General features: G+C 69.3%; 11 protein-coding genes. 5 read left to right on the forward strand and 6 right to left on the reverse strand.

Translation table 11 applies throughout. The features are described from left to right. Positions 1-18 precede the first annotated feature (18 nt). Positions 19-822 (forward strand): helix-turn-helix transcriptional regulator, encoded by an 804-nt coding sequence (locus HDC36_RS09500; protein ID WP_241093983.1) that lies wholly within the window; start codon positions 19-21, stop codon positions 820-822. A gap of 59 nt (positions 823-881) precedes the next feature. Here the strand turns inward: HDC36_RS09500 and HDC36_RS09505 are convergent, their stop codons facing one another. Beyond that, positions 882-1253, reverse strand: coding sequence for a helix-turn-helix domain-containing protein (locus tag HDC36_RS09505; protein WP_179566598.1), 372 nt, complete (start codon positions 1251-1253; stop codon positions 882-884). Between the two features lie 97 nt (positions 1254-1350). Here HDC36_RS09505 and HDC36_RS09510 point away from each other — a divergent pair, with 97 nt between their 5' ends. Together HDC36_RS09510 and HDC36_RS09515 are read left to right on the forward strand one after the other, a co-directional pair. Then, a complete protein-coding gene (locus tag HDC36_RS09510; protein ID WP_179566600.1) occupies positions 1351-2100 on the forward strand; it encodes a glucose 1-dehydrogenase in 750 nt (249 codons plus the stop codon). A 227-nt stretch (positions 2101-2327) separates the two neighbouring features. Next, positions 2328-2642, forward strand: a complete 315-nt coding sequence (locus tag HDC36_RS09515; protein WP_179566602.1) for a PsiF family protein — start codon at positions 2328-2330, stop codon at positions 2640-2642. 75 nt (positions 2643-2717) lie between these two features. Here HDC36_RS09515 and HDC36_RS09520 read toward each other — a convergent pair whose 3' ends face one another. Both HDC36_RS09520 and HDC36_RS09525 read right to left on the reverse strand, forming a co-directional pair. After that, positions 2718-3806: a sterol desaturase family protein gene (locus HDC36_RS09520; protein ID WP_179566604.1), complete on the reverse strand. Its 1089-nt coding sequence runs from the start codon at positions 3804-3806 to the stop codon at positions 2718-2720. Between the two features lie 357 nt (positions 3807-4163). Then, positions 4164-5450, reverse strand: coding sequence for an O-acetylhomoserine aminocarboxypropyltransferase/cysteine synthase family protein (locus HDC36_RS09525; protein ID WP_179566606.1), 1287 nt, complete (start codon positions 5448-5450; stop codon positions 4164-4166). A 204-nt stretch (positions 5451-5654) separates the two neighbouring features. Here HDC36_RS09525 and HDC36_RS09530 point away from each other — a divergent pair, with 204 nt between their 5' ends. Then, a complete protein-coding gene (locus HDC36_RS09530; protein WP_179566608.1) occupies positions 5655-6407 on the forward strand; it encodes a hypothetical protein in 753 nt (250 codons plus the stop codon). Between the two features lie 97 nt (positions 6408-6504). Here HDC36_RS09530 and clpB read toward each other — a convergent pair whose 3' ends face one another. Further along, positions 6505-9090 carry an ATP-dependent chaperone ClpB gene (gene clpB / locus HDC36_RS09535; RefSeq protein WP_179566610.1) on the reverse strand — a complete coding sequence of 862 codons (2586 nt, stop codon included), beginning with the start codon at positions 9088-9090 and terminating at the stop codon, positions 6505-6507. Positions 9091-9393: 303 nt separating this feature from the next. On the opposite strand from clpB, the gene HDC36_RS09540 reads away from it, so the two are divergent. Then, a complete protein-coding gene (locus tag HDC36_RS09540; RefSeq protein ID WP_179566612.1) occupies positions 9394-10098 on the forward strand; it encodes a glutathione S-transferase in 705 nt (234 codons plus the stop codon). Positions 10099-10289: 191 nt separating this feature from the next. On the opposite strand, the gene HDC36_RS09545 is transcribed toward HDC36_RS09540, so the two are convergent. Beyond that, positions 10290-11120, reverse strand: a complete 831-nt coding sequence (locus tag HDC36_RS09545; protein WP_179566614.1) for a DUF3014 domain-containing protein — start codon at positions 11118-11120, stop codon at positions 10290-10292. Positions 11121-11241: 121 nt separating this feature from the next. Continuing rightward, a complete protein-coding gene (locus tag HDC36_RS09550) occupies positions 11242-12444 on the reverse strand; it encodes a lysozyme inhibitor LprI family protein (RefSeq protein WP_218848129.1) in 1203 nt (400 codons plus the stop codon). Positions 12445-12469 lie beyond the last annotated feature (25 nt).

The following is a 12469-nucleotide window of genomic DNA, read 5'->3' on the forward strand; positions in this document are numbered from 1 at the left end:
TCGACCTTCCTGCGCAACATGCCCACCACTCGTCGAGAAAAGGACAGGGAGACCGCCAGCGTCGCGCCGGCCGCGTGGAGCATCGACGACGCGCCCGCCGACGTGGTGTGCAAGCCCGCCGACTATCCCAGCGAGACCGCCATCGCTCCGCACCGGCATGCGCGCCACCAGCTGGTCTACGCGCTGCACGGGCTGATGGTGGTGCGCTCCGGCCAGGGCCACTGGGTGGTGCCGAGCACCCGCGCGCTATGGATGCCGGCCGGCACCGTGCACAGCGTGCGCTGCGTCGGCACGCTGGGGATGCGCAGCCTGTACATCCGCCCCGGCGCGATCGCCGGCATGCCGACGCAGCCCACGGTGATGGCGGTGGAGCCGCTGCTGGAAGCGCTGATCCGCAGCGCCGCCAGCGTGCCCTGGGACCACGCCGCCGACTCGCGCGACGGACGCCTGATGCGGCTGATCCTGGACGAGCTGCACGCCCTGCCGGCGCTGCCGCTGCACCTGCCGCAGGCGCACGATCCGCGCCTGCTGCGCATCGGTGCCGCGCTCGATGCCGATCCCGCCGACGGCACCACCCTGCACGACTGGGCGGCGCGGCTGGGCGTGGACGTCAAGACCATCCAGCGCCTGTGCCGGCGCGAACTGCAGATGAGCTTCGGCCAATGGCGGCAGCAGCTGCGCCTGCTGCGCGGGCTGGAACGGCTGGCCGCCGGCGACCGCATCATCGACGTGGCGCTGGAACTGGGCTACGACAGCCCCAGCGCGTTCACCGCGATGTTCAAGCGCCAGTTCGGCCAGCCGCCGAGCCAGTTCTTCCGTTAGCGGCGCCGCATCCGCTGCCGCGCGGCCGCCACCGCCGCCTGCAGGCTGGGGGCGCACGATCAGGCAGCGGATTCGGATATGGAAGCGGCGGACGCGCGGCGTTCGCTGATGCGTTCGACCGTCTGCATGTGTTCCGTGCCCCACTCGCACAGCCCTCCCAGTGCGGTCGCCAGGGATTGCCCGAAAGGGGTCAGCGAATACTCGACCTTGGGCGGGATCTCCTGGAAGTCGATGCGCGCGACGACCTGATCGCGCTCCAGCTCCTTGAGTTGCTGGATCAGCACCTTGTCGGTCACGCCGCCGATGGCACGCCGCAATTCGCCATAGCGATGAACGTTCTTCGCCAGATTGTAGAGAATCAGCGGCTTCCACTTGCCGCCGAGCACGGACAGGGCGGCCTCGAGACCGCAACTGAAAGGGGTGTTGGCCATGATCCGATCGCTCCGAAGGTACTTACCTGATGGTGCATACTATTCAAAATAAAAGCACGGATCTACAGTTGCGCCTCGACATTCTCTGGAGCGCATCATGAGCAGGCTCAACGGCAAGATTGCAGTGGTTACCGGCGGCAACAGCGGCATCGGTCTGGCAAGCGCGGTGCGCTTTGCGGCCGAAGGCGCCCAGGTCGTCATCGTGGGACGCCGGCAGGAAGAACTGGACAAGGCACTGCGCCTGATCGGTGCCGACGCCATCGCCATTCAGGGCGACATTTCGAAGCTGGACGATCTGGACCGCGTCTTCGCCCAGGTCGAAGCCGCCAAGGGCCGCATCGACGTGCTGTTCGCCAATGCGGGGCTGGGCGACTTCCAGCCGCTGGGATCGATCACCGAAGACTCCTTCGACCGCACCTTCGGCATCAACGTCAAAGGCACGCTGTTCACCGTGCAGAAGGCGTTGCCGCTGATGCGCGCCGGCGGTTCGGTGATCCTGACCGGCTCGACCACCGGCACCATGGGCACACCGGCGTTCAGCGTGTACAGCGCCACCAAGGCCGCGCTGCGCAATTTCGCCAGGAGCTGGGCGCTGGACCTGAAAGGCACCGGCATTCGCGTCAACGTGCTTTCGCCGGGGCCGATCTCGACGCCGGGCCTGGATCTGGCGCTGTCCAGCACGGGCCAGCAGGAGGCGATCATCGACGGCATGACCGCGCAGATCCCGTTGGAGCGCATTGGCCGGGCGGACGAAGTCGCGGCGGCGGCGTTGTTCCTGGCGTCGGACGAGAGCAGCTTCATCACCGGCAGCGAAATGTTCGTGGATGGCGGGTTCGCGCAGGTTTGATTGATCTGCGCTGTCGATGCGCTGCGGCCAATGACCGCAGCGCATCTGCCGCAGGCCGGAACGGGTGACCGCCTCATCGGCGTGGGGGGTCGCACTCGGCTAGGACGGTTCGAGCGCCAGTTCGGCCAGCCGCCGAATCGATTCTCTCCCGCTATCCCGTGAACCGTGTCACAGTCCGGTCAGACCCGCAGGCGCAGGATGCGCGCACCACCGACCGGAGCACCGCCATGACCCGTTCCCTCTCCCTCGCCGTGTGCCTGCTGCTGGGCCTGAGCGCCATGCCGCCGCTGGCCGCCGCCGCAGCCAGGCCGCAGACCGCGCAGCAGTCGCTGATGGCCCAGTGTTCGGCCCAGAACAAGGGCAAGAAAGGCGACGACTACAAGGCCGCGCAGAAGGCCTGCCTCAGCGGCAGCAGTGCGGCGCCGGCATCGGGCAACGCCTCGCAGCAGCGGATGAAGGACTGCAACGCCAAGGCGGCCACGCAGAAACTGCAGGGCGATGCGCGCAAGACCTTCATGAGCGGCTGTCTGAAGAAGCAGTAGTCGGCCGGCCGCACAGGCTGCGAACGTGTCCTGGACGCCGCGCTGCGCGCAGGCGGCTTCCAGGGCCGGAGAACGCTAAGCCGCCGGATCGGCGACGCGCTCCGCTGACGCCATGCGGTCGATCTGCGCCGCGGCAGGATCGACCGCGCCATGCTCGACCGGGATCGGCACGTAGTCCTCGCTGAAGGCGACCTCGCCCGGCCGCCATCCGGCACGCCGACGCACCGCGCCCCAGAACCGCTTCAATCCCTCCAGTTGCAGCGCGACCAGGCCCAGGTCGTTGTCGCGATCCACCATCGGATCGCCGACCCCGGTGGGACGCACTGGCTCGCCGTACAAGGCGGTGCCGAACAGCACGTCCCAGAACGCGAACACCTGGCCGAAATTGCAGTTGTGCAGGTTCGGCCGCTGCGGGTCCACGCGCATGTGGTGCAGGCGGTGGAAGCGCGGATCGACCAGGATCTTGTCCAGCACCGGGCCGAAGCCGAAGCGCACGTTGGCGTGCGACAGGTTCTGCACCAGTTCGCCGAGCAGCATCAGCCAGGCGAACTCGTCGGCGGCGATGCCGAACGCCACGCCCACCGCGGCCAGTACGAACGATTGCAGCGCACCGTCCAGGTAGTTGCTGCGATCGTTGGCCCAGCAACTGAGCTGGCGCTGGCTGTGGTGCATGCTGTGCATCGCCCACCACCACGGCAGCCAGTGCTGGATCCGGTGCATCCAGTAGTAGGTGAAGTCGTAGGCCAGGTAGTACAGCGCGAACAGCGCCAGCGGATGCCGGTCCAGCCATGGCCAGGCGTGACGCAGGCCGGATGCCGGCGCCGCCGCAGCGCTCGCGTCGGCGCCGCCCAGCGCATTGGCCAGCGGGGTCAGGATCAGGAACGAGAACAGCGGGAACACCCCGACCAGCATCAGCCAGGTGTAGTGGAAATCGATCCTGGCCAGGCGCCGGTGCTCCCAGCGCTCGGCCGGCCACAGGCTTTCCAGCGGGCGGAACAGCACGCCGATGATGCACAGCTGCAGCGCCGCGATCAGCAACGAAGCGGCGATCTCGCGCGGGTCGTCGCTGAGTCCGGTCAGGTGCAAGGCGGCCAGCAGCGGCGCCACCGCATGCTCGGCCACCGCGGCGACGACGACAGACCAGGCATGCGCGATGGACAACATGAGGACGGCTCCTGGCCTGCGGACACGACGACGCCGGCGCGGCCGCCGGGCAGATGGGCGTGTCGTCCATCCCCGCGCAGAACGCGCCGACAGCGAGGCTGCGGAGTGGAATTGCCAGGCCGCCAGCGGGCGGCGCGCGGCGCGACCCGACCGCCCAGTCTGGCGCTACGCCACGCACCGCCCGCCGACAGCACGCCAACCCCGGCGCGACCTGCGCGAGGATGGACGACACGCCTTAGCGTGGCGGCCGATCCTTTCGCCTGGCTGTCGTTCGCGCGTGCCCGTCGCCGGGGGCGATCGTCCTGGCTGCGGCGCCCAGGTCGCCGCGGCCGCGCGTGGCTCGGGCCGGGGCGCGAGTCAGGCCTGCGCCAGCGCCTGCCGCAGGTCGGCGAGCAGGTCGTCGATGTGTTCGATGCCGACCGACAGGCGCACCGTGTCCTCGCTGACCCCGCTGCGTTCCAGTTCCTGCGCCGACAGCTGCCGGTGCGTGGTCGAGGCCGGATGGGTGGCCAGCGATTTCGCGTCGCCGATGTTCACCAGCCGGGTGAACAGCTGCAGCGCGTCGAGGAAGCGCGCGCCGGCGGCGCGGCCGCCGCGCAGGCCGAAGGTGAGCACGCCCGAGCCGTGCCCGCGCAGGTACTTCTGCGCCAGCGCATGCTCCGGATGCCCGGGCAGGCCGGCGTAGTTGACCCACTCCACCTTGGCCTCGGTCTGCAGGTGCTTGGCCACCGCCAGCGTGTTCTGGTTGATCCGGTCCATGCGCAGCGGCAGCGTCTCGATGCCCAGCAGGAGTTGGAAGGCGTTGAACGGCGACAGCGCCGCGCCGGTGTTGCGCAACGGCACCACCCGCGCGCGGCCGATGTAGGCGGCCTCGCCCAGCGCCTCGGTGTAGACCACGCCGTGGTAGCTCACGTCCGGTTCGTTGAGGCGGCGGAAACGCTGCGCGTGCGCCGCCCAGGGGAACTTGCCCGAGTCCACGATCGCCCCGCCCAGGCTGGTGCCGTGCCCGCCCAGGTACTTGGTCAGCGAATGCACCACGATGTCGGCGCCGAAGTCGATCGGCCGCAGCAGGTACGGCGTGGGCACCGTGTTGTCGACGATCAGCGGCACGCCGTGCGCATGCGCGATCGCGGCGACCGCTTCCAGGTCGGTGACGTTGCCGCGCGGATTGCCGATCGACTCGACGAAGATCGCCTTGGTGCGGTCGTCGATCAGCCCGGCGAACGCGTTCGGATCGCGGTAGTCGGCGAAGCGGGTTTCGATGCCCGACAGCGGCAGCGTGTGCGCGAACAGGTTGTAGGTGCCGCCGTACAGCGCGCTGGAGGAGACGATGTTGTCGCCGGCCTCGGCGATGGTCTGGATCGCGTAGGTCACCGCGGCCTGCCCGGAGGCCACCGCCAGTGCGCCGATGCCGCCTTCCAGCGCGGCGATGCGCTGCTCCAGCACATCGGTGGTGGGATTCATGATGCGGCTGTAGATGTTGCCCTGCACCTTCAGGTCGAACAGGTCGGCGCCGTGCTGGGTGTCGTCGAAGGCGTAGGCCACGGTCTGGTAGATCGGCACCGCCACCGCGCGCGTGGTCGGATCGGGGCGGTAGCCGCCATGCACGGCGATGGTTTCCAGCTTCCAGTTCGGGTCGGACATGGGCGGGTCTCGGCAAGAGGAGCCGAGACGATAGCGCCATGCGTGGCGGCGGATGCAAACCTGCGGTTATGAGGCCATGCCGCGGGGTTGTCAGCGCATGCGGACGCGGTCGCTTGCGCGGTTGAGCGGCCGCGCCGATGCGGCGGTGCGGCGGTGCGCAGTCGCCTCGTATCATGGGTTGGTCTGCACGCAGGATGCTCCCCGATGAACCACGCCGCCGCCCGCCCATTCTCGCTGTTGCTCCTGGTCCTGCCCGTGTTCGCGCGGGCTGCGCCGTCGCCGTCCTACGTCATGGAGCAATGGAGCCAGCCAGGCAATTGCGCTACGCCGCAGCAGCGGCATGCTGCCGATCGCGCGTCCGGCGACGGCGTTTCCGCGAAGATCCTGACGCAGCGCTATCTCGGCGTGCTCGACGCTGTGATCGCCGGCGACGAGGCGGCCTTGAAGTTTGCCCATCTGTGCGACCGGTTCGACGTCGATTTCTTTCCCGGCATGCTGCCGCCCCCACGCGCCGAGCCGTGGAATCCCTCGCCACCGCAACCGGTCGGCAGCGTCTTCGTCGCCTACGTCGACGCACCGGGCAAGGCATTCCAGCAACGGATCGAAGCGACGTACACGCCGGAAGAGGCGTCGCTCTCGCTCTCCATCAGTTCGCACGCGGATACCGCGGCATCCGCGGATGGCGAGCAGGGTTACCGCTATCGCGACATGGACGGGGTGTGCCCGCTGCGGCTCGGCCAATTGGCGGACAGGCTCGCCGCCGCCGGATTCTCCAAGCAGTACTACTCCCTGGAGCCGCCCAGCCAGGCGTTCGCGGAATCGGACTATGGCGTCAGCGCCAGCTTCCGGCGCGACAAGCTTGCCGTCGGGGCCACGTTGCAGGGCCTGTTCGTGGAACAACGCGCCCACCCCGAGGCGGCATGCGTGGCGGAAATCTCTCTTTCCCTGGCGAAATAGGCGCCACGCGCCACTGCATGGCGGGAAAAAGCCGGCGCCGTTGCAACGGCGCCGTCCACCGATCGGGCAATGAACGCGAGCGGCGCTTCGCCGCGCCTCAGGCCTTCTGGAACGTGAGGTGCCCGCCTTCGGCGCCAACGTTGATGGTGTCGCCGCTCAGGAACTGCCCGGACAGGATCTGCTGCGCCAGCGGGTTTTCCAGTTGCGACTGGATCGCGCGCTTCAGCGGCCGCGCGCCGTACACCGGATCGAAGCCGACGTTGCCGAGCAGTTCCAGCGCGCGGTCGCTGAGTTCGATCTTCAGCCCGCGCTCGGCCAGGCGCTTCTCCAGGCCGCTCAGCTGGATGCGCGCGATCGACTTGATCTGCGCCTTGTCCAGCGGATGGAACACCACGATGTCGTCCAGGCGGTTGATGAATTCCGGGCGGAAATGCGCCTGCACCACGCCCATCACCGCCGCCTTCATCTGCGTGTAGGCCTCGGCCGAGCCGTCGCCGCTCAGTTCCTGGATTTGGTGCGAGCCCAGGTTCGAGGTCATCACGATGACGGTGTTGCGGAAGTCCACGGTGCGGCCCTGGCCGTCGGTGAGGCGGCCGTCGTCGAGCACCTGCAGCAGGATGTTGAACACGTCGCTGTGCGCCTTCTCCACCTCGTCGAGCAGGATCAGCGAATACGGCCGGCGCCGCACCGCCTCGGTCAGGTAGCCGCCTTCCTCGTAGCCGACGTAGCCCGGAGGCGCGCCGATCAGCCGCGCCACCGAATGCTTCTCCATGAACTCGCTCATGTCGATGCGGATCATCGCCTCGCTGCTGTCGAACAGGAACTCGGCCAGCGCCTTGCACAGCTCGGTCTTGCCGACGCCGGTCGGACCCAGGAACAGGAACGAGCCGCTGGGCCGGTTCGGATCGGACAGGCCGGCGCGCGAACGCCGCACCGCGTCGGATACCACCTTGATCGCCTCTTCCTGGCCGACCACGCGCCGGTGCAGTTCGTCCTCCATGCGCAGCAGCTTGTCGCGCTCGCCTTCGAGCATGCGGTTGACCGGAATGCCGGTCCAGCGCGACACCACCTCGGCGATCTCCTCGGCGGTGACCCGGTCCTGCACCAGCTTGAAATCGTGGTGCTCGGCATCGCCGGCCGCGGCCAGCTGCTTCTCCAGGTTCGGCAGCAGGCCGTACTGGATCTCGCTCATCTTGGCGTAGTCCTGCCGGCGCTGCGCCGCTTCCAGTTCGACCCGCGCCTGCTCGATCTGCTCCTTGATCCGGGTCGCGCCCTGCAAGGTGGCCTTCTCCGAACGCCACACCTCGTCGAGGTCGGAGAACTCGCGCTCGAGCTTGTCGATGTCGCTTTCCAGGTCGGCCAGGCGCTGCCGCGAGGCCTCGTCCTTTTCCTTCTTCAGCATTTCGCGCTGGATCTTGAGCTGGATCAGCCGCCGCTCCAGGCGGTCCAGTTCCTCGGGCTTGGAGTCGATCTCCATGCGGATGCGGCTGGCGGCCTCGTCCATCAGGTCGATCGCCTTGTCCGGCAGCTGGCGGTCGGCAATGTAGCGGTTGGACAGCGTGGCCGCGGCGACGATCGCCGGATCGGTGATCTCCACGCCGTGGTGCACCGCGTAGCGCTCCTTCAGCCCGCGCAGGATCGCGATGGTGTCCTCCACCGTCGGCTCGCCGACGAACACCTTCTGGAAGCGACGCTCCAGCGCCGCGTCCTTCTCGATGTACTTGCGGTACTCGTCCAGCGTGGTGGCGCCGATGCAGTGCAGCTCGCCGCGCGCCAGCGCCGGCTTGAGCATGTTGCCCGCATCCATCGCGCCGTCGGCCTTGCCGGCGCCGACCATGGTGTGCAGTTCGTCGATGAACAGGATGACCTGGCCTTCGGTCTTGGACAGGTCGTTGAGCACGCCCTTCAGCCGCTCCTCGAACTCGCCGCGGAACTTGGCGCCGGCGATCAGCGCGCCCATGTCCAGCGACAGCACGCGGCGGCCACGCAGGCCTTCCGGCACTTCGCCGTTGACGATGCGCTGGGCCAGACCCTCGACGATGGCGGTCTTGCCGACGCCGGGTTCGCCGATCAGCACCGGGTTGTTCTTGGTGCGCCGCTGCAACACCTGGATGGTGCGGCGGATTTCCTCGTCGCGGCCGATCACCGGATCCAGCTTGCCGCTCTCGGCGCGCGCGGTGAGGTCGATGGTGTACTTCTCCAGCGCCTGGCGCTGGTCTTCGGCGCTTTCCGACTGCACCGTCTCGCCGCCGCGCAGCTTGTCGATGGCCGCTTCGAGCTTCTTCTTGTCGGCGCCGGCGGCGCGCAGCGCCAGGCCCAGCGCGCCGGCATCGTCGGCCGCGGCCAGCACGAACCACTCGCTGGCGATGAACTGGTCGTTGTGCTGCTGCGCCAGCTTGTCGGTCTGGTTGAGCAGCCGGCTCAGGTCGTTGCCGATCGACAGGTTGCCGGGCTGGCCGCTGACCTTGGGCAGCTTGTCCAGCGCCTCGCCCAGCCGCTCGCGCAGCACCGGCACGTTGACCCCGGCCTGCGCCAGCAGCGGCCGGGTGCTGCCGCCGGACTGGTCGAGCAGCGCGGTGAACACGTGCACCGGCTCGACGATGGTGTGGTCGCGGCCCACGGCCAGCGACTGGGCGTCGGCCAGCGCCTGCTGGAAACGCGACGTGAGCTTGTCCATCCGCATCGGGAAGTTCCTCTGAAGGGGGGCCGGCCGCGCCGGCATGCTAGTCAAATGCGGTTGGTGCGGCATGTTTCAAGGCCGCGGCGCGGTCTGTATACGTCCGCGCCGCCTGGCGGAGCGCCTGGCGAGGGCTGCACGCCAGGCGCCATGACGGCGGCGATGCGCGCGTGCGCCCTGCCGGGCCGCGGTCCGGCAGGGCGCCTTCGCCAGCGCACGGTTCCCTGCGCCGGTCGCCGCACGGTCACACGCCGCTACCGCTACAGCCCCTACCCTCGCGCTTCCGAACCTTCCCGCACAGGAGCCGCAATGCACTACGACCTCTACTACTGGACCGGCATCCAGGGCCGCGGCGAGTTCGTGCGACTGGCGCTGGAGGATGCCGGCGCGGCCTACCGCGACGTCGCCCGCGAGGAAGGCGACGCGGTCCTGCAGCCCTTTCTCGACGGCGAGCAGCCGGGCGCGCGGCCGTTCGCCCCGCCGTTCCTGAAGGCCGGGCGGCTGGTGATCGCGCAGGTCGCCAACATCCTGCACTACCTGGGCCCTTCGCTGGGACTGGTGCCGGACAGCGAGTCGCGGCGCATGCAGGCGCTGCAACTGCAGCTGACCATCGCCGACCTGGTGACCGAGATCCACGACAGCCACCACCCCATCGGCAGCGCGCTGTACTACGAAGACCAGAAGCCGGAGGCGCGGCGCCGCGCCGAGGACCTGCGCGCGCAGCGGCTGCCCAAGTTCCTCGGCTATTTCGAGCAGGTCATGAGCCAGGGCGGCGGGCGCCACGCATTGCGCGAGCACTCCTACGTGGACCTGTCGCTGTTCCAGCTGATGAGCGGACTGGACTACGCGTTCCCCGGCGCGATGAAGAAGCTTTCGCCGAAGCTGCCGCAACTGCGCGCCTTACAGCAGCGGGTGTCCGACCGTCCCGCCATCGCCGCGTATCTGGCGTCGGAGCGGCGCCTGCCGTTCAACGACAACGGGATTTTCCGGCGCTATCCGGAGCTGGATGGCTGATGCGTAATGCGTGCAGGCCTTCGGCACCGACACTTGGTCGAAGGCATGCGGTCCGTGTCTTCGTTCGTCGCGGCTGAAGCCGCTCCTACATGGAGCTTGGGGGTGCCCGCTGGTGCGCGCATGTCAGCCGCGTCGTCGCTGCGGTTCCATGTTGCCACCGGCAGGACGTGTGCCTATCAAGCCAACAGCCCTCAGGTCCGCACCAACGCGGCACGGATCGCCTGCAGTTGCTTGCGCACGGCCTCGGCCTGCGTCGGACCCAGGCGCAGCAGCGCCTTCTGCCCGACCGACAGCGATTCCAGCGCCGGATCGACGAAGCGGTACTTGCCGGTGCGCGCATCGGCGGTCACCGCCGGCGGCGCCGCCGGCACCGGCGCCTGCAGCAGATGGTCGATCACCTGCACCAGACGGTCGTTGAAATAGCCCTTGGGATAGCCCAGTTCCACATACGCCTGCTGGAACAAGGGATAGAAGCGCCGGTACGCGGCCACCATCGCGCCGGCATCGGCCTGGGTGAAGGCCTGCACGTACGGGGCATAGCGTTGCGCGTTGGCCGCGTCGATCACGCTGGCGCCGGCCGCATCGGTGGCGACCTGCAGTTGCCCAGGCACCGGCTTCAAGACCAGGGTGCGCGCGGCGACGCGGCGCTGCGGCAGGTTGTCGATCATCGTCACCGCGCGCTGGATCAGATGGTCGCGGATCAACAGCGCCAGCGGCGCGTCGCTGCCGGCCAGCGTCACCAGTTCGGCCCACGCCGCCGCGTCGCTGTCGGCCAGCGCCGGGATCGCCGCATCGGCGGCGGTGGCGGGATCGATCGGATGCTGGATCGGCGGCGGCGCTGGCGGTGTGGCCACGGGCACGGACGGCGCCGCGCTCGGCGCAGCGGGCGGCGCCACCGCAGCAGGCGCAGGCGTTGCGCCACGCAACAGCGCGCTCAGGTTGTCGCGGAACAGCCACGCCGCGGCAGCGGCCACCAGCACAGCGACCAGGATCCAGGGCCAGGGCGAATGACGTGGCTGCATGGTGTCCGGTTCTCCGTTGAACAGTGGCAGGTGTGACCACTGCGCTCGCCGCCGGTTCCACCGCGGGACGGCCAGCGTTCAGCCTCGGCGCGCGGCGCCGCCGCACGCTGGACGCGCGACGCTAGCCAGTGGCCCCTTCGCCGAAGGCGATGCGCGCACCGACCCAGTAGGCGACGATGGCGGCGGCAACCTGCTCGGCCTGCGCCGCCGGCATCGCCTTATGTTCGATCAGCCAGCGCGCCGTCGCCGCGCGCGCCGGCGGCAAGGCGTTCAACGCTGCCTTACGATCCGCTTCAGGCCACAGCGCCGCATCGCGCCAGCCGGCGATCGCCGCCGCCGGATCGCGCCTGGGTGCTGCGTCTTGCGGCCGCTGCAGAAACAGCCGTGGCGACTGCGTGGCCTGCAGCGAGAGCACGCGCCATCCTGCGAAATCCGCGTAGCGCATCGTGCCGGCATCGTCGGAGGCCTTGTCGATCAGACTGGCAAACGCCTTGTACAGCTGTTTCCACGCCGGCTGGTCGAACAGGCCCGGCTGCGGCGCGCAGATCGGTGCGTCGAGATCGCGGCTGGACCCGTACAACGGCCCCATCGCCTCATAGGCCGCCTTGCCCTGCTGCGCGAACACGAAACAGTGCACGTAGGGGCGCGGGTCGGGACCCGTGGTGGCGTCCACGCTGTAGCCGCTGCGTTCGATCCACAGCCGCAGCAGGGTCAGATCGCGCGCTTGCGCGGCCTGGCGGTCGGCCGGCTCGGCAGCGTCGAGCATCCCGGCCGCCACCGGATCCTGCTGGCGCAAGGCGGCGCTGGCGGCGGCGAATCGCGCCCGTGCTTCCGCCGCACCGACCCCGGCCGCCGGCACGAAGCGGTGCAGATACACCAGCCAGGCCGAGGCCAGCCCGCCGTCGTAGGCGCGCAATTGCACGGCTGCCGCGGCCGGCGCAGCGGGAATCCCGGCGACGATGCGATCGAAGCGCGCCGCCTGCGGCGCGAACTGGCTGTCCAAGGTGCGTATCCGCGCCTCGATCCGCTGCTTCAGGCAGGCGCCCGGATCCGACTGGGCCAGACAGCCATTGCGCTGCGCCAACCAAGCCTGCTGCGCACCGCGCACGCCTTGCCGCTGCGCGGCCGGCACCACCGCCACGAGCGCCGCATAGCGCCGGGCCAGCGATTCGTCGGCGGCATCCAATCGCTTGTCCGTGCACAACAGGCGCTCGACCGCGCTGGACGCCTTGGCGCAGTCGAACGACACCGCCGCAGCGCTCGGCATCCAGGCCAGGCACGACAACAGCAAACTCGCGCGCACGGCGGCGCCTGTCATCGTCATCGCATTCTCCAGCGAGCGGCCGGCG

This window comes from Xanthomonas sp. JAI131 (genome assembly GCF_013410075.1).
In the GTDB taxonomy this organism is placed as follows: domain Bacteria; phylum Pseudomonadota; class Gammaproteobacteria; order Xanthomonadales; family Xanthomonadaceae; genus Xanthomonas_A; species Xanthomonas_A bonasiae.

What these genes read in the sequence shown, in the direction of transcription:
- HDC36_RS09500 (WP_241093983.1), top strand. Translation starts at nt 19, where the DNA reads ATGCCCACCACTCGTCGAGAAAAGGACAGGGAGACCGCCAGCGTCGCG.
- HDC36_RS09505 (WP_179566598.1), bottom strand. Translation starts at nt 1,253, where the DNA reads ATGGCCAACACCCCTTTCAGTTGCGGTCTCGAGGCCGCCCTGTCCGTG.
- HDC36_RS09510 (WP_179566600.1), top strand. Translation starts at nt 1,351, where the DNA reads ATGAGCAGGCTCAACGGCAAGATTGCAGTGGTTACCGGCGGCAACAGC.
- HDC36_RS09515 (WP_179566602.1), top strand. Translation starts at nt 2,328, where the DNA reads ATGACCCGTTCCCTCTCCCTCGCCGTGTGCCTGCTGCTGGGCCTGAGC.
- HDC36_RS09520 (WP_179566604.1), bottom strand. Translation starts at nt 3,806, where the DNA reads ATGTTGTCCATCGCGCATGCCTGGTCTGTCGTCGTCGCCGCGGTGGCC.
- HDC36_RS09525 (WP_179566606.1), bottom strand. Translation starts at nt 5,450, where the DNA reads ATGTCCGACCCGAACTGGAAGCTGGAAACCATCGCCGTGCATGGCGGC.
- HDC36_RS09530 (WP_179566608.1), top strand. Translation starts at nt 5,655, where the DNA reads ATGAACCACGCCGCCGCCCGCCCATTCTCGCTGTTGCTCCTGGTCCTG.
- clpB (WP_179566610.1), bottom strand. Translation starts at nt 9,090, where the DNA reads ATGCGGATGGACAAGCTCACGTCGCGTTTCCAGCAGGCGCTGGCCGAC.
- HDC36_RS09540 (WP_179566612.1), top strand. Translation starts at nt 9,394, where the DNA reads ATGCACTACGACCTCTACTACTGGACCGGCATCCAGGGCCGCGGCGAG.
- HDC36_RS09545 (WP_179566614.1), bottom strand. Translation starts at nt 11,120, where the DNA reads ATGCAGCCACGTCATTCGCCCTGGCCCTGGATCCTGGTCGCTGTGCTG.
- HDC36_RS09550 (WP_218848129.1), bottom strand. Translation starts at nt 12,444, where the DNA reads ATGACGATGACAGGCGCCGCCGTGCGCGCGAGTTTGCTGTTGTCGTGC.